The 21871-nt window shown below is 71.8% G+C and carries 17 protein-coding genes; 6 read left to right on the top strand and 11 right to left on the bottom strand.

From position 1 onward, the window contains the following. Positions 1–4 precede the first annotated feature (4 nt). Both I7X39_RS13985 and I7X39_RS13980 read left to right on the top strand, forming a co-directional pair. The gene (locus I7X39_RS13985; protein ID WP_198111782.1) at positions 5–2584 is read left to right on the top strand and encodes a glycosyltransferase family 2 protein; all 2580 of its coding nucleotides are present in this window, start codon (positions 5–7) and stop codon (positions 2582–2584) included. Then, positions 2584–3825, top strand: a complete 1242-nt coding sequence (locus I7X39_RS13980; protein WP_198111781.1) for a glycosyltransferase — start codon at positions 2584–2586, stop codon at positions 3823–3825. The genes I7X39_RS13985 and I7X39_RS13980 overlap by 1 nt, the downstream gene beginning before the upstream one ends. Here I7X39_RS13980 and I7X39_RS13975 read toward each other — a convergent pair. The 9 genes from I7X39_RS13975 to I7X39_RS13935 form a co-directional block, all read right to left on the bottom strand. Next, positions 3804–5003, bottom strand: coding sequence for an O-antigen ligase family protein (locus tag I7X39_RS13975; protein ID WP_198111780.1), 1200 nt, complete (start codon positions 5001–5003; stop codon positions 3804–3806). The two genes, I7X39_RS13980 and I7X39_RS13975, sit on opposite strands and share 22 nt — an antisense overlap. Beyond that, positions 5000–5914 carry a glycosyltransferase family protein gene (locus tag I7X39_RS13970; protein WP_198111779.1) on the bottom strand — a complete coding sequence of 305 codons (915 nt, stop codon included), beginning with the start codon at positions 5912–5914 and terminating at the stop codon, positions 5000–5002. The genes I7X39_RS13975 and I7X39_RS13970 overlap by 4 nt, the downstream gene beginning before the upstream one ends. 4 nt (positions 5915–5918) lie before the next feature. Then, on the bottom strand, positions 5919–6965 hold the full coding sequence (locus I7X39_RS13965; protein WP_310739923.1) for a glycosyltransferase family 2 protein: 1047 nt from the start codon (positions 6963–6965) through the stop codon (positions 5919–5921). Between the two features lie 176 nt (positions 6966–7141). Further along, positions 7142–8230 carry a glycosyltransferase family 4 protein gene (locus I7X39_RS13960; protein WP_198111777.1) on the bottom strand — a complete coding sequence of 363 codons (1089 nt, stop codon included), beginning with the start codon at positions 8228–8230 and terminating at the stop codon, positions 7142–7144. Continuing rightward, positions 8227–10131, bottom strand: a complete 1905-nt coding sequence (gene asnB / locus I7X39_RS13955; RefSeq protein WP_198111776.1) for an asparagine synthase (glutamine-hydrolyzing) — start codon at positions 10129–10131, stop codon at positions 8227–8229. Before asnB ends, I7X39_RS13960 begins: the two co-directional genes overlap by 4 nt. 3 nt (positions 10132–10134) lie before the next feature. Next, positions 10135–11256 carry a glycosyltransferase gene (locus I7X39_RS13950; RefSeq protein ID WP_198111775.1) on the bottom strand — a complete coding sequence of 374 codons (1122 nt, stop codon included), beginning with the start codon at positions 11254–11256 and terminating at the stop codon, positions 10135–10137. Continuing rightward, positions 11243–12268, bottom strand: a complete 1026-nt coding sequence (locus tag I7X39_RS13945; RefSeq protein WP_198111774.1) for a glycosyltransferase family 4 protein — start codon at positions 12266–12268, stop codon at positions 11243–11245. Before I7X39_RS13945 ends, I7X39_RS13950 begins: the two co-directional genes overlap by 14 nt. Beyond that, positions 12256–13497 carry a hypothetical protein gene (locus tag I7X39_RS13940; RefSeq protein ID WP_198111773.1) on the bottom strand — a complete coding sequence of 414 codons (1242 nt, stop codon included), beginning with the start codon at positions 13495–13497 and terminating at the stop codon, positions 12256–12258. The genes I7X39_RS13945 and I7X39_RS13940 overlap by 13 nt, the downstream gene beginning before the upstream one ends. Before the next feature lie 16 nt (positions 13498–13513). Further along, positions 13514–14884 (bottom strand): polysaccharide biosynthesis C-terminal domain-containing protein, encoded by a 1371-nt coding sequence (locus I7X39_RS13935; protein ID WP_198111772.1) that lies wholly within the window; start codon positions 14882–14884, stop codon positions 13514–13516. 132 nt (positions 14885–15016) lie between these two features. Here I7X39_RS13935 and I7X39_RS13930 point away from each other — a divergent pair, with 132 nt between their 5' ends. The 4 genes from I7X39_RS13930 to I7X39_RS13915 are packed head-to-tail and all read left to right on the top strand — an operon-like array spanning position 15017 to position 20536. Then, entirely contained in the window at positions 15017–16849 is a 1833-nt protein-coding gene (locus I7X39_RS13930; protein ID WP_198111771.1) for an SLBB domain-containing protein, read from the top strand. Continuing rightward, entirely contained in the window at positions 16846–17892 is a 1047-nt protein-coding gene (locus I7X39_RS13925; protein WP_198111770.1) for a Wzz/FepE/Etk N-terminal domain-containing protein, read from the top strand. Before I7X39_RS13930 ends, I7X39_RS13925 begins: the two co-directional genes overlap by 4 nt. Positions 17893–17895: 3 nt before the next feature. Beyond that, a complete protein-coding gene (locus tag I7X39_RS13920; RefSeq protein WP_198111769.1) occupies positions 17896–19008 on the top strand; it encodes an MraY family glycosyltransferase in 1113 nt (370 codons plus the stop codon). A gap of 28 nt (positions 19009–19036) precedes the next feature. Next, on the top strand, positions 19037–20536 hold the full coding sequence (locus I7X39_RS13915) for a DEAD/DEAH box helicase (protein WP_198111768.1): 1500 nt from the start codon (positions 19037–19039) through the stop codon (positions 20534–20536). On the opposite strand, the gene I7X39_RS13910 is transcribed toward I7X39_RS13915, so the two are convergent. Together I7X39_RS13910 and I7X39_RS13905 are read right to left on the bottom strand one after the other, a co-directional pair. Beyond that, a complete protein-coding gene (locus I7X39_RS13910; RefSeq protein WP_198111767.1) occupies positions 20500–21261 on the bottom strand; it encodes an SAM-dependent methyltransferase in 762 nt (253 codons plus the stop codon). The genes I7X39_RS13915 and I7X39_RS13910 overlap by 37 nt on opposite strands. Next, positions 21258–21842, bottom strand: coding sequence for a Maf family nucleotide pyrophosphatase (locus I7X39_RS13905; RefSeq protein WP_198111766.1), 585 nt, complete (start codon positions 21840–21842; stop codon positions 21258–21260). The genes I7X39_RS13910 and I7X39_RS13905 overlap by 4 nt, the downstream gene beginning before the upstream one ends. Between the last annotated feature and the right edge of the window lie 29 nt (positions 21843–21871).

The raw sequence follows: 21871 nt of genomic DNA, 5'->3' as shown, positions 1-21871 counted from the left end.
GCCGATGGTGGACGTGGATGTCCTGATCCGCAGCTGCGGCCGGCCCAGCCTGGCGCGGGCGGTGCAGTCGGCCCTGGAGCAGGGCGGCGTGCGCGTGCAGGTGCGGGTGGTTCCGGCCAGTGGTGAGCCGCTGCAGGGCCTGGCCGAGCACCCGCAGGTGCAGGTGCTGCCCGTGCAAGGGCGCCTGACTCGCTCCGCCGCCGCCAATGCGCTGCTGCAGGCCGTGGAGGCGCCGCTGGCGCTGTTCCTTGACGACGACGACTGGCTGCTGCCCGGGCATCTGCAGCGCCTCGCAGAAGCCCTGCACGCGCACCCCGAGGCGGTGGCCGCGCACACCGGGGTGGAGGTACTGAGCGGCGAACCGCCCAAGCGCGTGCATGTTTACGAGCAGCCGGTGGACCCCACCCGCATGCAGCTGCAGAATCAGCTGCCCATCCACGCCGTGCTGTTCCGGCGCGCGGCGCTGGAAGCGGCACCGCCGCTGCGTTTTGACGAGACCCTCGACCATTTCGAGGACTGGGACTTCTGGCTGCGCCTGCTGGCGCGCGGAGGCCTGGTGCATGTGCCCGGCGTCAGCGCCGTCTACTGGCTGGATGCGCAGCAGGGCTCGGGCCATGCCACGCAGGGCGCGCAGCGGGCCGCGCAGCTGGAGGCCTTTGCCGCACGCCAGCTGTCGCGCTGGTCGCCCGCGCAGCTGCGCGAGCTGATCGAATGGCAGGGCCAGCGGGACGCGCAGCTCAGCGCCACCGAGCAGCGCGGCCAGGCCCTGGGCGCGGAGCTGCAGGCGCTGGCACAAAGCAGCGCGGCCCGCATCGCCGAGCTGGATGCCGAGCGGGTCCATGCCAGCCACCGGGCCGACGAGGCGCTGGAGCTGCTGGACAGCGAGCGGCGCGAGCTCAGCGCCCACCGCCGCGAGCTGCAGACCCTGCAGACCCTGCGCGAACGTCAGCTGGCCGAGATTGCCGGGCTGAACCGTGAGCTGGGCCAGGTGCAGCAGCAGCGCGATGCCTTGCTGAATTCGACGTCCTGGCGCCTCACCCGGCCCCTGCGTGCTGTCGGCAAGACCTTGCACTGGCTGCGCAGCGGGCGCGCGCGCCACCTGCTCGGTGGCCTGCGCCAGCGCGCCGCCAGCGCCTGGCGTCGCCACGGGCTGTGGGGCAATCTGCGCCGCGCCCCGCATTACCTGCGCCTGCTGCCGCGCCTGGTGCGCGATTACTCGCAGCCCGCCGGCGTGGTGGCGGCCAACCCCTTTGCCGTGGCGGCCCCCGTGCGCCCGCCGCTGCGCCTGCACCCCCAGCTGGTGGCGGACGAGCGCGTGCTGGCGGAGGTGCGGGTCTCGGTGGTCATCCCGGTGCTCAACGGCGGGCCCGAGCTGCTGCTGCTGGTGCGCAAGCTGCTGGGGCAGCAAGGCCTGGGCGGCGTGGAAGTGGTGGTGGTCGATTCGGGCTCCAGCGATGGCATCCCGGAACGCATCGAGGCCCTGGGTGTGCGCCTGGTGCGCATCCGCCCCGAGGAGTTCAGCCACAGCTACGCGCGCAATCTCGGCGCCGAGCACGCCACCGGCACACATCTGTTCTTCATGGTGCAGGACGCCTATCCGATCGGCGACCGCTGGCTCTACGGCATCGTGCGCTACCTGCTGGACCATGCCGAGCAGGGCGTGGTGGCGGCCTCCTGCGCCGAGTACAGCCGCGCCGACAGCGATGCGATGTACGACTGCAGCGTCAACACGCACTACCGCTTCCTGGGCTGCCTGGACGAGGACCGCATCGGCCACTTCATCGGCGACGACCACATGAGCCTGCGGTCGATGGGGCAGCTCAGCGACGTGTCCTGCCTGATCCCGCGCTCGCTGTTCCAGCAGTACCGCTACCGCGGCGACTTCGCCGAGGACCTGGACCTGGGCATCCGCCTCATCAAGGCCGGGCACAAGGTGGCCATGCTGGCCTCGCTCAAGGTCGTGCATTCGCACAACCGCCCCGCCTGGTACTACCTGAAGCGCACCTTCGTGGACGTGGTCTTTCTGGTCGATCTGTTCGAGGACTTCGAGCGCCCCGGCTGCCGCTCCCTGCGCGGGCTCATCGAAGGGATCGAGCTCGTGGCCCAGCGCCTGGCGGCTTGGCTGCCCGAGCTGCACGGGCTGGCGGATGGCCAATCCCCCAGCGAGGCGCTGCGCACCTGGCTGCAGGGCGCCCGCCACTGGCTGCCGCGGCCGCAGCAGGATTGGCAGACCCTGGACGACGCGCGCGTGGATGGTTTCGTGCGCCAGCTGCTGGCCGAGCATCGCCAGCAGCCCGCCGTCAAGCAGGCGGACCGCGAGCGCCTGCAGGAGCGCCAGCGCTTCGTCGACATGTTCATGTCGCGGCTGGAGCACTTCGGCCACTTCGCCGCGCCCATCTACACCGCCGCCGACACCCGCGTGCGCGAGGAATACGCCGCCGCCGCACTCAAGACCTTTGCCGCGAGCGTGGGCGCCGCGCTGGCCTTCTGGGTGCTGGACCGCCGCGCGACGCCGGGCTCCGCCTCGGAAGCCGAATGCGCCTGGGCGGAGCAGCTTTTCACGCAGCTAAAGGCAGGCGTCTGATGCGCATCCTCTTCGTCCTGCACCAGTTCTTCCCCGAGTTCCAGGGCGGCACCGAACGCGTGGCCCTGAACCTGGCCCAGATGGCCCAGCGCGCCGGCCACCATGTGCAGGTGCTGGCCTGCCGGGTGGCGCCGGCGCAGGCCTCGCCCCATGCCGGGCTGCCAGGCGCGCAAGCGCTGGTGGTGGAGGGCGTGCCGGTGCTGCTGCTGGACCGCCGCCGCCTGCCGGCCACGGCCGACCATGGCTTCGAGGTGGACGAGCCCCTGTGCGCCGAGCTGCAGACCTGGCTGGCCGAGCAGCGCTTTGACCTCGTGCACGCCCTGCACGGCATGCGCATGGCCACCGCGCTGGCGGCGGTGCAGCGCTGTGGCCTGCCGCTGGTCTGGACGCTGACCGACTTCTTCCAGGCCTGCTACCGGGTCAATCTCATCGACGTGGAAGGGCGCCCTTGTACGACCGGCCCGCAGGGCGGCGCCGCCTGTGCCCAGCGCTGCGCCACGCCGGCCTGGACGCCCCAGGGCCTGGCCGACCGCCACGCCCGTGCGCACGCCCTGCTGGCCTATGCGCAGGTGCGCGTGCTGCCCTCGGCCTTCGTGCAGCGCCAGATCGCACAGGCCTTCCCGGGCCTGGAGTGCCTGGTGCTGCCACATGGCGTGGATCTGCTGGCCATGGCCCACACGCCGCCTGTGCCGCGGCACGATGAACGCTTCAGCCTGGGTTTCATTGGCAGCCTGCAAAAGCCCAAGGGCGTGCAGCTGCTGCTGGCGGCGCTGGCGCTGCGGCCGGATGCGCCGCTGCGCCTGAGCGTGGCCGGTGCCTTCCATGGCGATGCCGCGTTCGAGGCCGGCCTGCGCGCCCAGGCCGCGGCAGACCCGCGCATCGAATTGCTGGGCCCGCTGGACGCCAAGGGCGTGCGCCACCTGCTGCAGGAGCTCGATCTGCTGTGCCTGCCCTCGCTGGTGCCGGAGACCTACTCGCTGGTGCTGCATGAGGCCGCCGCGGCCGGTGTGCCGGCCCTGGTGTCGGACCGCGGGGCGCCGGCCGAGCTGGTGCGCGAGCAAGGCAGTGGCGCGGTGGTGGACTCTGACGAGCCGCATGCCTGGGCCGCCGCCTTCGATGCCTGCCTGACCGAACCCGAACGCCTGCCGGCGTGGCGGCGCGCGGTGCGCCTGCCCATGCGCATCGAGGAAGAGGCCTTCCTGTACGAATCCCTCTACCGTCAGGCGGCCGGGCGGGCCTGAGGACCGCTGCGGCCCGCCCAGGCCAGCGCCGCCACCATCAGCAGCGGCACGGCAAAGCGCCCGTCGCGCAGGATCACGTTGAAGAAGCCCGCCGCCGCCATCGCGGCCCAGACCAGCAGGGCGGCATGCGAGCCCGGGCCTGCGCGCCAGGCCTGGCGCAGCACCTGCCACCACCAGGCCAGCAGCAGCGCCAGGCCGAACACCCCGCCCTGGGCCAGCACCAGCAGGTAGTCGTTGTGCGGGGTGCTGTTCTCGATCAGCAGGTAATGGGTGTGCGGCACGCGCTGGAACCACTCGCCCTGCCAGCTGGCTAGGCCGTGCCCGAGCAGCGGCTTCTCGCGGATCATCGACACGCTGGTCTCGATCATCAGCACGCGCAGGCCCCAGCTGGTGGGGGCGGTGGGGTCGAGCTGGTAATGCTGCAGCTCGTGCAGGCCCTCGGCAAAGCGGGCCCTCACACCGGGAGCGGCCTGCCAGGCCAGGGTGCAGGCAGCCAGGAAGGCGGCCGCGAAGCCCAGGCGCAAGCGAAGGCTGGGCAGGCGCTGCCAGCCCAGCAGGCCCAGCAGCAGGGGCAGCACCACCATGCCGCTGCGGCGGTCTTGCAGCACCACACCCAGCAACGCCAGCAGCCCCGCCAGGCCCCAGGCCCAGCGCGCCCGTGGTGTGGCGCTGCACAGGGCCTGATCCAGCGCCAGCGCGCAGCCGATGGCCAACAGCAGCGAGGTCAGGATGCGTGCATTGCCGTCGGCTTCGAAGGTGGTGACCCAGATGCCGCTGCCGGCCCAGGGCATGCCGAACACGGTGCCCCAGGCCACGCAGGCGCCGAGCACGGCGCAGGCCGCGCACAGATGCGCCAGCACGCGGCGCGCCCAGGGCCTGGGCAGGCCGTGGGCCAGCACCGGGGCGAACAGCAGCAGGCTGTACTGCCCGAGCTGGTTGACGATCTGCTTCTGCGGAGCCGGGCTCCAGGCCGCGGAAACCAGGCAGCCCAGCCAGAACAGCAGGGCGGCCTGCAAGGGCCGGTCCTGGCGCAGCAACTGCAGCAGACCGGCAGCGCCCAGGCGCCAGACGGCCCCCCCCAGCAGGATCAGCAGCAGCGGGTACTTGAGCCCGATGGGCAGGAACAGCACCCAGGCCACCAGGCCGGCGCCCACCCCGCGGAGCAGGTCGGGCCTCATGCCAGCCGCCGGGAGAGCAGGCCGACGCCGCAGCCGCGCAGCAGCGCCCCCAGCTTGGCCAGCTTCTGCGGTTCGGCCATCAGGATGCCGACCGCCTCGTAGCCCAGGCGCAGCAGGCACAGCCAGGCAAAGCCGGGCTCCCGCCACAGGCTGTGCCGGGCCAGCCAGAGCGTGTTGCGGGCGATCAGGTAGCGGCGCGCCGGGGAATGCCCGCCCGCCTGCAACTGCACGCCTAAGAGCTTGTAGACCCGGCGCTCACCGATGCGATGACCGAAGCTGTGACCGCCGTGCAGCATCACCTTCAAGCTGGCACGGTGCGCGCGCAGGCAGTACTCGGTGTCCACATGGTCGATGCGCAGGCCTTCGTCGTAGGGCCCGAGGCGCTGCAGCGCGGCCATGCGCCAGACCGACATCGAGTTGATGACGAAGGCCACCGCATGCAGACCTTCGACCTCGCGCGGCAGGTAGCGCAGGCGCCAGCGGCTTTCGAACTGCAGGTGCTTGCCACGCAAGCCGGTGGCGCGGTCGCGGTAGGCCGGTGCCACGGCCGCCACCTGCTCGTCGGCCAGCAGCTCCCGCACTGCGGGGTCGGCCAGCAGGGCCGGCAGCACGTCAACCTCCGAGTCCTCATCCACGAAGACGATCTGCTGGATGTCCGGCCGTTCGGCCCGCAGGCGTTCGATGGCGCGGTTGTAGGCGCCGGCCAGGCCGCCGCGGTTGGCGTTGGCAATGCGCAGCAGATGGGGGTGCGCGGGTAGCAAGGCCAGGGCAGGGTGGCCGGCCGGCGCGTTGTCCACCAGCACCACGACACCCAGCTGGGCGAGCAGGCGCTCGACGATGGGCCCGGGCTGGCTTTGCAGGTGGTAGACGACGAGGACCGCGGCGGTCGCGCCGGCCACCGGATCCTTCACGGGATCAGAGGCGGTTGATCAGCGCGGCCAGCGTGATGCCGATGTTGCCGAGCCGGGTCTGGCGGTGGATGCCGCTGCGGCGCAGGCCGGCCAGGCGTGCACCGACCCAGCGCTTGCGCACGGCGATGAACTCATCGAGCACCTGCTGGTTCTCGGGCGTCATCAGATGGCGCACGCGCTCCAGCGCGACCAGATTGCAGTCCACCCAGCCGCGAAAGCGACCCTGCAGCAGCTGCTTGATGCGCTTGAGCTGGGCCTTCGGGCTGATGTTCGAGCCGAACTGGTTGCCGCCATGCTGACGGTAGCGCACCGTGGGGTGTTCGTCGTAATGCACCTGGCCGCCGCAGCTGCTCACCAGCATGTAGGCCCACCAGTCATGGGTCACCGCCTCGACGTTCTCACCCGCGGTGCGCAGCAGCTCGCGCGCGGCGCGGTTGAAGACCATGGTGTTGCCACCGGCAATGCTCTGCACCAGCGCGTTCTTGAAGCTGGGCGGGCGCTGGAACAGCGGCGAGTAGCCGATGTGCTGGTTGCGCGCATCCACCAGCAGGGTGCGCGAACCGTACAGCGCCGGGATGTGGTCGGGCACCGTCTTCAGCCAGGCCACCGCGCGCTCCAGCTTGTCGGCCTCCCAGATGTCGTCCTGGTCGGCGTAGGCGAAGTAGTCGGCCTCGATGTCGGCGCGGCAGGTCAGCGAGAGGAAGTTCGCCGTCGAGCCCTCGGCCGGGCCGGCGTGGATGGAGATGCGGTCCTCGCCCCAGTGCGACTGGTAGTACTCCAGGATGTCGTGCGTGTAGTCGTTCGAGCCGTCATCCGACGCCCAGATCGACCAGCTCGGGTGGCTCTGGGTGGCGATGGAGTTCAGCTGCTCGGCCAGAAAATGCTGCGCCTGCATGGTGCACAGCAGCACCGCGACCTTGGGGGCCGGGGGGTGCTGGCGGTGCAACAGGGATTTGAGCGATACGAGCGGGATGACGCGCCGGAACTCTTCCCACGGGGAGAGCAGCTCCGCGACGGTCTGGCGTCGCGCGGCGGCATCGGCTCGTTGCACCAACTCAGGCGCCCGAGTTTTTTCTACTTGCCCTGACATGGCGCGGGAGTTTAGCGGCAGGGCTGTCGGCCGATGTGATGGCCAACACAAACCGACGATTCTCCGAGTCTGGTTACGCCTTGATACCCCCGGGCCTGCGGGGCGGGAGGACAAAAGTCACGGGCTTTGCGGGCGGTTCAGCGCAGCAACTCGGCGTAGGCGGCAAACACCTGGCGCTCGTCGAATTCCTGTTCCACCAGGGTACGGCTGGCCTGGCCCAGGGCCTGCAGGCGCTCGGGCGGGCAGGCGAGGGCGTCGCGCAGGGCCTGCGTCAGGGCTGCGCTGTTGCGTGGCGCGCACAGCCAGCCGTTCAGGCCGGGCCGCACCACGTCCCGGCAGCCGGGTACATCGGTGGCCAGCAGGGGCTTGGCCATGGCGGCCGCCTCCAACAAGCTGCGCGGCACGCCCTCGCGGTAGGAGGGCAGCACCATGCAGTCCGCGCGCGCCAATTCGGGCCGCACGTCGTCCACCTGCTCGATGTGCTGCACCCAGCCGGCCTGCAGCCAGGCCTGCAGTTCGGCGGCTGGAACCGCCGTGGGGTTGGCGGCGCGCGAGGAACCCAGCAGCACGAACTCGCAATCGGGCCGTTCCTGCTTCAGCACACGGGCGGCGGCCACGAACTCGTGCACGCCCTTGTCGCGCAGCAGGCGCGCCACCATCAGGAAGCGCCGGGCCGGGCCGTGGCGCGGGGCGGGCTGGAAGTGCTGCAGGTCCACGCCCGAGCCCGGCAGGCGCCGTGTTCGCGCCAGTTCCACCAAGCCCAGCCCGACGAAGACCGCGCGGTCATCCTCGTTCTGAAACAGCACGCAGGCGGCCCGGCCTAGGGCCAGGCGATACAGGGGCTTGACGAGTTGTGTCAGCAGGCCGGGCTCGATGAAAAGCCGCCCCAGGCCCGAGACATTGGGTAGAAAGCGCGTGCAGCTCGGCAGCGCCAGGCCGCCGTACAGATTGCCCTTGGGTGTGTAGCTCAGCAGTGCCTGCACTTGCAGCCGGCGTAGCAGCCCGCGCAACTTCACCAGCGAGCGCAACTCCTGCAGCGGCCGCGTGCCGCCCGCCGCCAGCTGCCAGGGGTGGAAGGCGAAGCCGGCGTCGGTCAGCCGGGTCTCGTAGCCGTCGGCTGGGGCGATGAAGATGACCTCATGGCCCAGCTCACGCAGATGACGGGCCAAGCCCAGGCGGAAGTTCTGCAGGTACCAGGCCGAGTTCGCCAGGATCGCCAGCCTCATCGCATCCACCGCTCATGCCAGGCCTGGAACATCAGCACGTCCCAGAGCCGGTATTGCCAGTTGCGCCGGCCGCTCAGGTGCTCCTGCCAGTGGCGCTGCACCCGCTCGGCATCCAGCAGACCGGTATGGTGCAGCCGCGTCGGTTCCAGCAGGGCCTCCGCCCAGTCGCGCAGCGGGCCGCGCAGCCAGGCGTCCAGCGGCACGGCAAAGCCCTGCTTGGGTCGATCGATCAGCGTGCGCGGCACCTGGCGGTAGAGCAGCTGGCGCAGCACCCATTTGCTCTGGCCCTCGCGCAGCTTCAGGTCCAGCGGCAACTGCCAGGCGAACTCGACGATGCGGTGGTCCAGCAGGGGCACGCGGGTTTCGAGGCCCACGGCCATGGCGGCGCGGTCCACCTTGACGAGGATGTCGTCGGGCAGGTAGGTCATCTGGTCGGCCAGGGCCATGCGGTCCACCGCCTCGGGCAGGGCGGGCAGTCGACCGGGGTCCAACCAGCTCGCCCCTTCCTGCGCACCCAGCACCAGGGCGCCGGGGTCGGGCCAGTGCGAGACCAGGGCGCGGTACATGGCCATGGCGTCCACCGCCGGCAGCACGGCCTCGGCGGCCTTGTGGAGCCGGTCGCCCAGGTTCGCGCGGCCGATCCAACGTCCCAGGCGGTCCAGCCGCGCCGGCGGCTGGCTCAGCACGCAGCGTGCCGCCCAGCGCCGCAAGCCCAAGGGCAGGCGCGCCAGATGGCGCCAGACCTTCGCCGCCAGTACATAGCGGTTGTAGCCGGCGAAGAGTTCATCGCCGCCATCGCCCGAGAGCGCCACGCGCACCTCGCGCTGCGCCAGGCGCGCCACCAGATGGGTGGGGATCTGCGAGGAATCGGCAAAGGGTTCGTCATAGAGCTGGGGCAGCTGCGGAATCAGTGCCAGCGCGTCGGCGCTGCTCACATAGAACTCGGTGTGTCGCGTGCCCAGATGCGCGGCCACGGCCTGAGCGTGCTCGGCCTCGTTCAGGTGCGCCTGCTCGAAACCGATGGCGAAGCTGTGCACGGGCCGCTCGCTCAGGGCCTGCAGGCGCGCCACCACGGTGGAGGAATCGACGCCGCCCGAGAGAAAGGCGCCCAGCGGCACATCGGCCACGCGCTGGCCCCGCAGGGCCTGATCCAGCAACTCGCCCAGACGCTGTACAGCGTCCTCCGGAGCCCAGGCTCGTTGGCCGGCAGCGGCAATCGCCGGCAGGTCCCAATAGCAGCCGGTCTGCGGAGCCTGGCCGGCGCGCAGGCTCAGCCAATGTGCCGGCGCCAGCTTGTGCAGGCCTTGGTAAATGCAATGGGTGCCCGGCACGACGTTGTGGCGCATGTAGAGCGCCAGCGCGCTGCGGTCGACCGCAGCCTGCCAGTCCGGGTGCTCGCGCAGGGCCTTGAGTTCGGAGCCGAAGACGAAGTCGCCGCCGGGCAGCTGGCCGTAGTACAGCGGCTTCTCGCCCAGGCGGTCGCGCGCGAGCTGCAGGGTCTGCTGCTCACGGTCCCAGAGCGCGATGGCAAACATGCCCACCAGGCGCGGCAGCGTGCCCTGCAGGCCCCAGCGCGCCACGGCCGCGAGCAGGGTTTCGGTGTCCGAGTGGCCGCGCCAGTCTTGCGCCGGCAGCTCGCGGCGCAGTTCCAGGTGGTTGTAGATCTCGCCGTTGAAGGCCAGCACATAGCGCCCGCAGCGCGAGGCCATGGGTTGGTGCCCGGCAGGCGAGAGGTCGACGATGGCCAGGCGCCGGTGCCCCAGGGCCATGCCGCCTTCCAGCCACAGGCCCTCACTGTCGGGGCCGCGGTGGGTCAGCGTGGCGGTCATGCGCGCCAGCGCGGCGCGCAGCTCGGGCTGCGGGCGCGTTTGCTGGGTCAGGAAACCGGTCAGGCCGCACATGCGTCAAAGACTTTCGTAAAGCGCCAAATAGCGCGGCCACACGGCCTGCTGGGGGAAGCGCTCCGTCACCTCGGCGCGCAGGCGTTCGCCCAAGCGCTGGCGCGCCTGCGGCCCGGCCTGCGCCCAGCGCAGCAGGGCCTGGGCCAGGGCCTCGGGGTCTTGCGGCGGCACCAGGCATTCGGGCGGCAGCAGCTGGTCGGCATCGCCGCAGCGCGTGCTGACGCAGGCGCAGGCGCAGGCCATGGCTTCGCCCAGCACATTAGGAAAGCCCTCGGCGCGCGAGCTCAGGCAGAACAGGTCCAGGGCGGAGAGGATTGCAGGGATGTCAGCACGGTTGTCCAGGCGCAGCACGGGCAGCTTCAAGCGCTCAATCGCGACCCCCAGCGCGGCGTCTTGCGGGATCCCACTGCCCACCAGCACGAAGCGCGCCGCCGGCCAGGCTTGGTGCAGGCGGGCGGCGGCTTGCAGGAAGTTGGCATGGTCCTTTTGCGGGTCCAGCCGGGCCACCAGGCCAACCAGCAGCTCGCCGTCGGTCACGCGCCATTCCCGCCGCAAGGTCTGGCGTGCCTCGGCATCGGGACGGAACGTCTGGGTATCGAAGCCGTTCGGGATCCAGTGGAAGCGCGCGGCGCGGTAGCCCTGCGCGACGTGGACGGCGATGGCGCTGTGCGCGTTGGTGACGATCGCCGACGGCCGGCCGGAAAGCCAGGCGCAGAGCCGGACCACAAGCCGCGTGCCAGGGCGGATGTCGGCCACGCCCAGCCCGGTCTGGCGCACGTTCCACACCAGGCGCCGAATGCCGGCCGGCCGCGCCAGCAGGGCGCCGAGCAGGTCGGCGTGGTACATCCAGGTCTGCAGCAGCGCGCCCTGGCGGTGCGCGCGCAGCCAGCGCCACAGCCCCAGCAGGCGCAACGGCCGGCGGCCCGAGAGCCCGAGCGCCTGCACCGCGAAGCCGGCCGCGCGCAGGCGCTCGCCCACCGGCCCCAGCCCGCCCAGGGACAGCACCTCCTGCGCGATCTCCGGGCTCTGTGCCCGCGCGCTGTGCAGCAGGCGCTCCAGCGCGGCTTCAGCACCGCCCTGGCCCAGGCCGCTGATGAGGTGCAGCACCCGCTCAACGCGCGCCATGGGCCTCCCTCAGCGCGGCCAGCAGCGCCGGGCCGATGCGCTCGCGCGAGTAATGCTGCTCGGCCACCTGGCGGCCCATTCGCCCCAGCGCGGCGCGCTGCTCGGCATCGCGCAGCAGGCCGTCCAGCGCCTGCACCCATTCGTCCGCATGGCGCGGCCCGAGGCCCAGCGCGCCCAGCGCCAGCACCTCGGCATTCATGCCCACCGGCGACACCACCACCGGCAGGCCGCAGGCCATGTAGCTCAGCATCTTGAAGCTGCACTTGCCGCGCGCCCAGGGGCTGTCGTCCAGCGGCATCAGGCCGATGTGGATGCCCTGCAGCTCCGCCACCTCGGTGGCGGCGTTCCAGCGCCGGAACTCCACCTGCTCGGGCGGCAGCGTGCGCCAGGGCGGCGGGGCATCGGCCACCACGCGCAGGCGGGCCTCGGGGTGGCGGCGCAGCACCTGGCCCAGCGCCCCTTCCAGCGCCAGCAGGTAGGCAAAGCCGCTGGAGCTGCCGCTCCAGCCGATCACCAGCGGGCCCTCGGCCGGCGGCGCCGGGCAAAAGCGCGTGGTGTCGATGGCGGTGGGCAGCACCCGCACCGGACCGAAGGATGCGAAATGCTCGGCCAGGAAGGCGTTGCCGCACAGGGTCAGCGCGGCGCGGCGGGCGATGGCGTTGGCGCTCTCTCCGCGCGGGCCCAGAAAGATCGCATCGTCAACGTCGAACACATAGGGCAGTCGCAGGGCGCGTTCGGTAGTGTGCAGGGTGGCGATCAGATGGCGCTGCAAGAAGCACAGGTCCACGTCACGCGTTTGGCGCACGCGCTGCCAGGAATCGGCCCACGCGCGCAGGCCCCAGGCCGGGCGGCGCCAGGCTTGCGGTGGCGGGTAGGCGCCATGGCGGGCGGGCAGCTCATGGGCCTCCAGACCCTGCGCGCGCAACCAGGCTTCATGCTGGCGCCAGCGGAAGCGCGAGCTGGGCACCTCCTGGCCCTGCGTCAGCGCGAGAACCGTCCTCAAGCCGGACATGGCTGCTCCTGCCGCCCGCCGAGCAGCCGTGGCAGTGCCCAGGCCACCAGGGCCAGCTTGGCCAGGAAGTTCAGCTGCGGCAGGAAGTTGTCCAGGAAGACCGAGAGCACCACGGCGGCGGCCAGATTGGCCCCCATGAGCTGCTGCAGCAGGCTGCCGCCCTGGCGGGCACGCTGATGGTGCTGGCCGGCCCACAGCCCGTAGGCCCAGAGCCCGGCCAGCGCGCCCGCCCAGCCGTAGCCCGGCAGCCAGGAGAAGTAGATCGAGTACACATTGCCCAGGCGTTCGCCCTCGCCGAAGGGCAGGTACTCCTGGTGCAGCGGGCCGGCCTCGCACCAGCCCAGGGGTTGCAACGCCAGGCAGGGCACGCGCAGCGGGTCCCAGCTGGGTACCAGCAGCTGCGGCTGCTCCCACCAGGCCGAAAAGAGGATGGGCCCCTGCAGCAGGTAGTCCGCCAGGTTCTTGCCCACGAGCGCGGCAATCTCGGCCGGGTCGCCGGCGAGGTCGATGCCTTCCTTGCCCACCAGCACCGCACCGGCGGCAAACAGGGTCAGGCCGATGCCCACGAGTACCAGCAGGCCGCGCAAACGCAAGCGCTCGGGCTGCAGCAGGCGCAGGTACAGCAGCACCAGCACCAGCAGCACCAGCGGCGCGCGCCCATTGGCCAGCAGATTGCCCGCCACCCAGGGCAGGGCGAGCAGGGCCACGCAGGTCCAGCTCAAGGCCCGCTGCAGCGCGCCCAGGGCCAGCAGGGGGATCAGGATCAGGCCCAGCACCAGGTAATTGCCGGCCACCGGGCCCAGCGTGGCCTCGCCGCTGACGGCCTGAACGCGCAGCTGGAAGGCCAGGGCGAGCAGGTCGTTGCTGCCGCCCATTGCGCCAATTGCCTGCATCTCGGCCCAGGCCAGCGGCAGGCCCAGGGCGTGCAGGGCCAGGCACAGCCAGGCCAGCCGGCGCCAGAACGTGGGCGCCAGCGGTGCGGGGGGAGCCTGCGCCGGTACCACCGCCGCGCCCTGCCAGGCGCCCAGGGCAAAACAGGCCGCACCGGCGAGATAGAGAAGTAGGGCGGGCGCCGCCACCGCGTGGTAGCCCCAGGCCTGCGCGGCGGCGATCAGCAGCAGCACGAGGCCCCAGACCGCCGGAAAGCCGACCGCCGGATGCAGGGCATCGTGCGTCAGCCGGCCCATCAGCCAGGCCAGCAGCAGCAGGTTCAGGCCGATCAGGGCCATGTCGGGGTGGGTGGGTTCAAGGGGCCGGGATTCTCGTTGCTGCCCGGATGAGCTGACGCAGGCCGGCGGCATCCAGCAGCCAGGCCAGGCCGCCGAACAGCAGCAGGCCCAGCGGCAGTTGCAGTGCCAGCGGCCCGCCCGGCAGGGCGCGCAGCAGGGCCGCCGCCGCCAGGGCGCACAAGAGCACCCGCAGGCCCGCGCCACCCAGTGCCGGCAGCAAACCGCTCTGCCGTGCCCGTGCGTAGGAAAGCGCGGCGCCCAGCAGCAGCGCCCCCAGCAGGGCCCAGGCGGCTCCCAGGGCACCCAGCCGCGGCACCAGCAGCAGGTGCCCGGCCACGCTCAGGCCCGCCACCAGGGCCGTGCTGGCCAGCGCCAGGCGGGTGCGCTGCAGCAGCTGGAAGGGCAGGTCGAACAGAAACAGGCGCAGGCCGGCCAGCGCAGCGGCCGTGGCCAGCCAGGGCATCAGGGCCGCCGCCGCCGGCGCCAGGCCGGGGCCGAACACCAGCGCGGCCAGGCCCGGCGCGGCGCCCCACACCAGGGCCAGAAAGGCGCCGGCCAGCAGCAGTTGCAGATGGGCCATGCGAGCCAGCAGCGGCAGTGCGCTGGCGGGTTCGGCCTCGTAGGCCTGCACGGCCTTGGGAAAGCCGGCCAGATAGACCACCGAAAGCAGCACGCCCAGGGTTTGCTGCATCAGATCGGCCGCCGCCGCGTAGCCGGCCAGCGCGACCGGGCCCTGCAGGCTGTGCAGGATCAGGCGGTCGGCGCTGTCCGTCAGTGCCAGCGCCGCAAAACCCAGCAGCTGCGGGCCCCCGTACTGCCACACCGGCCGTAGCAAGGCGGCCTGTGCAGGTGCGGCGCTGCGCAGACTGGGGCCTGCGAGCAGCGCGGCCAGCCAGGCCGCGGCCGCAAACGCCATCAGCACCCCCGACGCAGCCCCCGCCAGCCCGGCCAGGGCGATGAAGGCCAGGGCGCGCAGCAGGCTCAGGCGCCCGTAGCGCAGGGGCTCTCCGCTGGCATTGGCGCGTTGCAACTGGAAATTGAACAGACCCATGCCGGCCACCCCCAGCGCAAGGGCCAGGGCCTCCACCGCCCGTTCGGGCCGCCACAGCGCCGCCGCGGCGGCGGCCAGCAGGGGCAGCAGGGCCAGCCCGGCCCATAGGCGCAGCAGGGCGGCGTCCAGCGCCGGCCCCAGGCGGTGCAGGCGGCCGTAGGCGGTGTGCGCCCACTGGAACAGCAGCAGGGCGGCGCTGCCCACCAGGCTCTGGCCCAGCGCCCAGCGCCCATAGTCCTCGGCGCTCAGCCAGCGGCTCAATAGCGCCAGCGTGGCCAGGGCCAGCAGGCCGTTGAGGGCGCGCACGCCCAGATAGAGCAGGGTGTGCTTGAGCATGGGGGCCGCCATTCTGGAGGAGGTGGGGCGTCGGCCTGGGGCAAACCCGCTGCATAGAATTCCGCGCCACTGTCAGGCCGCCATCGGGGCGGCCTTGTTTTTCTCGTGCTCACTGAAGGACATCACGCCGCCATGCTGAACAAAGGCCTTGCTGCGCTGCTCATTGCCTGCGGCCTGATCGCATCGGCGGGCGCCCAGAGCACGCCCGAAGCCGCGCGTGATGCCACCTCGCTGGGCCCGGTGCGCCTGGTTCAGTCGCCACGCGCGCCGCTGCCGCCGGCCCAGGCCGCTTCCCAGCCCGGCGAGCGCCGCGCCGAGCTGCCGCGTTCCTTCAGCCCCTTCGAGCACTACGTCTCGCGCCTGGCCGATGGCCCCCGCCCGCCCGAGGAGCCGCAGCCCGAGCCCACGGTGCGTCGCTTCGGCGCCGACCTGCTCTGGGCCGCACCGGCACCCGAGCGCGACGGCGCGGTGCCCGACGACTATGTGCTGGGCCCGGGCGACGAGCTGCTGCTCGACCTGTGGGGCTCGGTGGAGGCCAGCCTGCGCCTGCGCGTCGGGCCGGGCGGCAGCGTCAGCATCCCGCGCGTCGGCGCCGTGTCGGTGGCGGGGCGCCGCTTTGGCGAACTGGCGCCGCTGCTGCGCCAGCGCGTGGCGCAAAGCTTCAAGCAGTTCGATCTGGCCCTGGGCATGGGCGAGCTGCGCAGCGTGCGCGTGCTCGTCACCGGCTTTGTGCAGCGCCCCGGCCAGCACAGCCTCTCGGCCCTGGCCGGCTTGAGCCAGGCGCTGGCCGCCGCAGGTGGCCCCAGTGCCGTGGGCAGCCTGCGCCGCATCGAACACCGCCGCGCCGGTAGCCTGCTGGCCAGCGTGGACCTGTACGAGCTGCTGCTCAAGGGCCAGGGCGCGGCCGAGCGGCGCATCCAGGCGGGCGACGTCATCCATGTGCCGGCGGCTGGGCCGCAGGTGGGGGTGATCGGCGCCGTGCAGCACCCGGCGGTGTTCGAGCTCAAGGGCGAGGAGACGGTGGCCGATCTGATCGGCATGGCCGGCGGCCTGGCGCCGGTGGCGAACCGCCAGCGTGCCGTGCTGCTGGCCCTGGACGGCGAGCAGCCGGTGCGCGAGCTGGACCTGGCCCAGGCCGGCCAGCAGCGCCTGCAGGCCGGCGAGGTGCTGCGCGTGCACAGCCTGGCCGAGCTGAACCGTCCCAGCCAGGCCCTGCACAAGCGGGTGCGCGTGGAAGGCGAGGTGCTGCGCCCGGGCGACTATGTGCTGCCGGCCGGGGCGACGCTGCGCGAGGCCCTGGCCGCCGCCGGCGGCCCCAGCGCCGAGGCCTATCTGTTCGGCACCGAACTGCGCCGTGAGGCGGTGCGGCGCCGCCAGATGGAGGGCTATGACCGCGCGCTGCGCGAGCTGGAGACCGAGTTCACGCGCGCCGCGGTGACACGAAAAGAGCGTCCGCCGCCCGAGGGCACGCCGGATTCGCGCGTGGCGCACCTGCGCCTGATCGAGCGCCTGCGCCAGGTCCAGCCGAGCGGCCGGGTGGTGCTGCAGTTGGCCCCCGAGGCCCGCGAGCTGCCGGCGCTGCCGCTGGAAGACGGCGACCAGCTCATCGTGCCCGGCCGCCGCCAGGCCATCAGCGTGTACGGCTCGGTCTTCAATGGCGGCAGCTTCGAGTACCGCGAGGGCACGGACCTGGGTCACTACCTGCAGCGCGCCGGCGGCCCCACGCGCGGGGCCGACAAGGACAGTCTGTTCGTGCTGCGCGCCGACGGCTCGGTGGCCAGCACGCGGCTGCAGAGCTTCTGGTCGCGCGAGGGCCTGCAGCAGCTGCCGGCGCTGCCGGGCGACACCCTGTTCGTGCCCGAGGACCTGGACCGCCTGCGCCTCAGCCAGGAGCTGAAGGACTGGGCGCAGATCCTGGCCCAGTTCGGCCTCGGCGCCGTGGCCCTGAAGAACCTGACCCAATGAGCGCCACCCCGCTGCAACTGCTGTGGAGCGAGGCGCGCCTGATCGTCGGCGGCGCGCTGGTGGCCGGCGTGCTGGCGGTGGCCGGCAGCTTCCTGGTGCCGCCCAGCTTCACCGCCCGCGCCGTGGTGCTGCCGCCCGCGCCTGCCTCGGCCATCGCCAGTGGCGCGCTGGCCTCGCTCGGCGCCCTGGCCGGCCTGGCCACGCAGGCCGGCGGCCGCAGCCCGGACCAATTTCTGGCCCTGCTGCAAAGCCGCACCGTGGCCGATCGCATGCTCGACCAGTTCGAACTGCAGAAGCTCTACGACAAGGAGCTGCGCGAGGACGCGCGCAAGCGCTTCTGGCAGAACCTGCGCGTGCAGCTGAACCGGCGCGATGGGCTGATCAGCATCGAAGTGGACGATCACGACCCCCAGCGGGCCGCCGCCATGGCTGCGGCCATGGTGGAGCAGCTGCGCCGCATGGCCAGCGAGGTGGCCGTGACCGAGGCCGCACAGCGCCGCAAGTTCTTTGAGGAGCGCCGCGCCGAAGCCGCCGCCCAGCTGCAGCAGGCCCAGGCCGCCCTGCAGCGCAGCGGCTTGGCGCCGGAAAGCCTGAAGACCGAGCCCAAGGCCACGGCCGAGGTCTATGCCAAGCTGCGCGCCGAACTGACTGCCGCCGAGGTGCGCCTGCGCGTGCTGCAGACCACCCTGGCCGACCAGGCCCCCGAGGTGCGCCAGCAGCGCTCGGCCATCGCCGGTCTGCAGGCCCAGTTGCAGCGCCTGGAAGCCGGGGGTGCCGCCGAGGCGGAGGGCGGCTATGTGAGCCGTTACCGTGAGTTCAAGTACCAGGAAGCCTTGTTCGAGCAGTACGCGCGCCAGTACGAACTGGCCCGCGTGGATGAGGGCCGCGAAGGCGGACTGCTGCAGGTCATCGACGCCCCCCAGGTGCCGGAACGCAAGTCCAGCCCCAAGCGCGCCTTCATCGGCGTGGGCGTGAGCACGGCCGTGGGCTTGGCGCTGGCCATCTACGTGCTGCTGCGCGGCCCGCGCCGCCGCCCGGCCTGAGCCATGGAAGCCCTGCTGGCCGCTGCCGCCCTGGGCCTGCTGGTGGCTGCCCTGGGCGCGCTGTTGATCGTGCGCTCGGCGCGCCTGCATGCCTGGTGGTCGGCCGACCATGACTTCAGCGGCCCGCAGAAGTTTCACGGCCGCGCGGTGCCGCGCATCGGCGGGTTGGCGCTGTGGGCGGGTTTTGTGGCGGCCTGCGCGGTCTGGTTGCCGCAGCGCCCGGAGCATCTGCCTTTGCTGGGTGGGTTATTGCTGTTTTCCCTGCCGGTGCTCGGCGGGGGTTTGTGGGAAGACCTGACCAAGCGCATCAGCCCGCGCCGCCGCATGGCCCTGCTGGCGGTGGGTGCCCTGGCTGCGGCCTGGGGGCTGGAGGCCACGATCATCCGCACCGACATCCCGGGCCTGGATTGGGTGGCCGCCTGGCCGGCCGGCGCCGTGCTGCTGGCCCTGTTCGTGGTGCTGGGCGTCAGCAACGCCATCAACATCATCGACGGCTTCAATGGCCTGGCCTCGATGTGCAGCGTCATCATGCTGGCGGGCCTGGGCGCCGTGGCGCTGCAGGTGGGGGACGGTGCGATCGCCGGCGCGGCCCTGCTGCTGCTGGCCGCCACGCTGGGCCTGTTCCTCTTGAATTACCCGCTCGGTCTCATCTTCCTGGGCGACGGCGGCGCCTATTTCCTGGGTTTCATGCTCAGCGAGCTCGGCATCCTGCTGCTGGTGCGCAACCCGCAGGTCTCGCCGCTCTTCCCGCTGCTGCTGTGCGCCTACCCGGTGGTCGAGACCCTGTTTTCGATGTACCGCCGGCGTGTGCTGCGCGGTCGGCCCATGGCCGCGCCCGATGGCGTGCACCTGCACAGCCTGATCTACCGCCGCCTGGTGCGCTGGGCCGTGGGCAGCCGCGACGCCCGCGAGTTGCTCCGACGCAACTCCCTGACGGCCCCTTATCTATGGGTGGCCTGCGCGCTGGCGGTGCTGCCGGCGGTGCTGTTCTGGCGATCTAGCGCGGCCCTGGGGATCTGCCTGCTGCTCTATGCCGGGGCCTATGTAAGCCTGTACTGGCGCATCGTGCGCTTCCGGGCGCCGCGCTGGCTGGTCCGACGGCCGGTGCTGGTCTGAAGGCAGTGCCGGGCGACAATGTCCGGCTATGACCCAAGAAGCAAACCCGGCGCCCCAGCGCTTTGACACGCTGCCGCTGGACCCCAAGCTGCTGCGCGCGGTGGCCGATTCCGGCTACACCGCCATGACCCCGATCCAGGCCAAGGCCATCCCCATCGTGCTGGATGGGCGCGATGTGATGGGTGCTGCCCAGACCGGTACCGGCAAAACCGCGGCGTTCTCGATTCCGCTGCTGCAGCGCATGCTCAAGCACGAGAACAGCAGCATGTCCCCGGCCCGCCACCCGGTGCGTGCCGTGGTGCTGGCGCCCACCCGCGAGCTGGCCGACCAGGTGGCGCAGAACGTGCTGTCCTACGCCAAGCACACGAATCTGCGTGTGGCCTGCGTGTTCGGCGGTGTCGACATCAAGCCCCAGGCCGCCCAACTGCGCGGCGGTGTGGAAGTGCTGATTGCGACGCCCGGCCGATTGCTGGATCACATCGAGGCCAAGAACTGCGCCCTGCACCAGGTCGAGTACGTGGTGCTGGACGAAGCCGACCGCATGCTCGACATCGGCTTCCTGCCGGACCTGCAGCGCATCCTGAGCTTCCTGCCCAAGAACCGCCAGACCCTGCTGTTCTCGGCCACCTTCTCGCCCGAGATCAAGCGCCTGGCCTCCAGCTACCTGCAGAACCCGGAGCTGGTGGAGGTGGCGCGCCCGAATGCCACGGCTACCAATGTCGAGCAGCGCTTCTACAGCGTGGGCGACGACAAGAAGCGCGCGCTGCTGCTGCAGCTTTGGCGCGAGCGCGGCGCCAAGCAGGCCATCGTGTTCATGAACAGCAAGCTCGGTGCCGCGCGGCTCACGCGCGCGCTGGAGCGTGACGGCATCAAGGCCAGCGCGCTGCACGGTGACAAGAGCCAGGACGAGCGCCTCAAGACCCTGGCCGCCTTCAAGTCCGGCGAGGTGGACCTGCTGATCGCCACCGATGTGGCGGGCCGCGGCCTGGACATCGCCGAGTTGCCCCTGGTCTTCAACTTTGACGTGCCGTTCAATGCCGAGGACTATGTGCACCGCATCGGCCGCACCGGCCGTGCCGGCGCGCTGGGCGTGGCCATCACTTTCATCTCGCCCAGCGATGCCCGCCTGGTGGCGGACATCGAGAAGCTGATCAAGCGCGAGATCAAGCCCGAGAGCGTGAACGTGGCCGACGAGGAACGCCCGCGCCGTCCGCGCAGCGATTGGAGCGAGCGCCCGGAGCGGACCGAGCGCACGGAGCGGACCGAGCGCGCGGAGCGTCCGGAACGTTCCGAGCGTCGCGACGAGTACCGCGCCGCGCCGCGCCGCGCCCCGACGGATCCCTTCTTCGACAAGCCCTACGAGCCCAGCGCGAACGCCGAACCGCCGGCCTGGGAGCGCGCGGCAGCCACGGCTGTCAAGCCCAGCGGCCCTTCGCGCTACATCAAGCCCAAGCGTCAGGTCGCTGCCCTGTTCGCGCCGCCCGCTCCGGTTCAGCCCGAGGCCAGCCAGGAAAAGATGGCCGGCTGATCGGTCGGCAGGGTCGAGGGCTGGCGCTTCCAGTCCGCGACCCGCGCCGTGCGCGTCCAAGCCAAAGGCGTGCACAGCGAGGCGCTGACCGACAGCAGGGTCTCACCCTGCAAGGCCTGCAGCAGGCCGTCCAGCAGGGCCTGATTGCGGTAGGGCGTTTCAATCGCCAGCTGGGTCTGCATTTCGCGGCGCGAGCGCTGCTCCAGCTCCTTCACCCGCGCAAGGCGTGCCGCCGCGTCCTGCGGCAGGTAGCCGACAAAGGCAAAACTCTGCCCTTGCAAGCCGCTGGCGGCCAGGGCCAGCACCAGGCTGCTCGAACCCGACAGGGTCACCACACCGAAACCCTCGCGATGCGCGGCGGCCACGAGCTGGCTGCCCGGATCGGCGACCGCCGGGAGACCGGCCTCGGACAGCAGGCCCACATCCTGCCCGGTGCGCAGCGGTGCCAGCAGCGGCTTCCAGTCCGGCACCGGCCCCTTGCCGCCCTTCGGCGGGCGCGGCAGTTCCTGGATCTGCAGCGATTGCAGCGGCTGCGCCAGCGGGAAGACCGCGTCGACGCGCTTCAGAAAGGCGCGCGCGGTCTTGGCGTTCTCGACCACCCAATGACTCAGGCGCGCGGCCTCGCGCAGGGTGCTGCGCGGCAGCAGGTCGTCGAGCGGCGCCGGTTCACCGGCAATGCCGAAATCCAGCGTGTTCGGAACGAGGAAGAGGCGGGCGCTGCTCATGCCGCGTCCAGGGGATCGATGCCGGCCTCGCGCAGCAAGCGGCCGAGCGCGATCAGGGGCAGGCCGATCAGCGCGGTCGGGTCGTCGGACTCGATCGCATCGAGCAGCGCGATGCCCAGGCCCTCGCTCTTGGCACTGCCGGCGCAGTCGATGGCGGGTTCGAGCGCGAGGTAGCGCGCGATCGCCGCGGACGAGAGCGTGCGAAAGCGCACACGCACCGGCACCAGCAGGCTGCGCTGCGAGCCGGGCCCGACCAGGGCCAGGCCGGTCTGGAACACCACGGTGCGGCCGCTCAGGCGCGCCAGCTGCGCCTGGGCGCGGGCGATGTCGCCGGGCTTGCCGATCGGCTCGCCGTCCAGGTCGGCCACCTGATCGGAGCCGATCACCCAGGCGGTGGGATGCAGGGCTGCCACGGCCTGCGCCTTGGCCAGGGCCAGGCGCTGGGCCAGCGCCGCCGGGGCTTCGCCGGGCAGCGGGGTTTCGTCGGTATGCGGGGCCTGCACCGTGAAGGGCAGGTGCAGGCGCTCCAGCAACTCGCGCCGGTAGCGCGAGGTCGAAGCCAGGATCAAGGGGACGGTCATGGCGGCATTTTTTCACCCCCACCTAAACT

This window comes from Inhella proteolytica, from assembly GCF_016093275.1.
Classification (GTDB): domain Bacteria; phylum Pseudomonadota; class Gammaproteobacteria; order Burkholderiales; family Burkholderiaceae_C; genus Inhella; species Inhella proteolytica.
The sequence above is the reverse complement of the archived record's forward strand: the minus strand, read 5'-3'. Positions and strand labels throughout refer to the sequence as shown.

Bases quoted from the DNA above. Each gene is read 5' to 3' on its own strand.
- I7X39_RS13980 (WP_198111781.1), top strand. From the start codon at position 2,584: ATGCGCATCCTCTTCGTCCTGCACCAGTTCTTCCCCGAGTTCCAGGGC.
- asnB (WP_198111776.1), bottom strand. From the start codon at position 10,131: ATGTGCGGCCTGACCGGTTTCCTGACCCAGCAAACGCGCCCGCAGCCC.
- I7X39_RS13940 (WP_198111773.1), bottom strand. From the start codon at position 13,497: ATGGCCCTGATCGGCCTGAACCTGCTGCTGCTGGCCTGGCTGATGGGC.
- I7X39_RS13925 (WP_198111770.1), top strand. From the start codon at position 16,846: ATGAGCGCCACCCCGCTGCAACTGCTGTGGAGCGAGGCGCGCCTGATC.
- I7X39_RS13950 (WP_198111775.1), bottom strand. From the start codon at position 11,256: ATGGCGCGCGTTGAGCGGGTGCTGCACCTCATCAGCGGCCTGGGCCAG.
- I7X39_RS13935 (WP_198111772.1), bottom strand. From the start codon at position 14,884: ATGCTCAAGCACACCCTGCTCTATCTGGGCGTGCGCGCCCTCAACGGC.
- I7X39_RS13910 (WP_198111767.1), bottom strand. From the start codon at position 21,261: ATGAGCAGCGCCCGCCTCTTCCTCGTTCCGAACACGCTGGATTTCGGC.
- I7X39_RS13930 (WP_198111771.1), top strand. From the start codon at position 15,017: ATGCTGAACAAAGGCCTTGCTGCGCTGCTCATTGCCTGCGGCCTGATC.
- I7X39_RS13985 (WP_198111782.1), top strand. From the start codon at position 5: ATGGTGGACGTGGATGTCCTGATCCGCAGCTGCGGCCGGCCCAGCCTG.
- I7X39_RS13915 (WP_198111768.1), top strand. From the start codon at position 19,037: ATGACCCAAGAAGCAAACCCGGCGCCCCAGCGCTTTGACACGCTGCCG.
- I7X39_RS13920 (WP_198111769.1), top strand. From the start codon at position 17,896: ATGGAAGCCCTGCTGGCCGCTGCCGCCCTGGGCCTGCTGGTGGCTGCC.
- I7X39_RS13960 (WP_198111777.1), bottom strand. From the start codon at position 8,230: ATGAGGCTGGCGATCCTGGCGAACTCGGCCTGGTACCTGCAGAACTTC.
- I7X39_RS13945 (WP_198111774.1), bottom strand. From the start codon at position 12,268: ATGTCCGGCTTGAGGACGGTTCTCGCGCTGACGCAGGGCCAGGAGGTG.
- I7X39_RS13905 (WP_198111766.1), bottom strand. From the start codon at position 21,842: ATGACCGTCCCCTTGATCCTGGCTTCGACCTCGCGCTACCGGCGCGAG.
- I7X39_RS13975 (WP_198111780.1), bottom strand. From the start codon at position 5,003: ATGAGGCCCGACCTGCTCCGCGGGGTGGGCGCCGGCCTGGTGGCCTGG.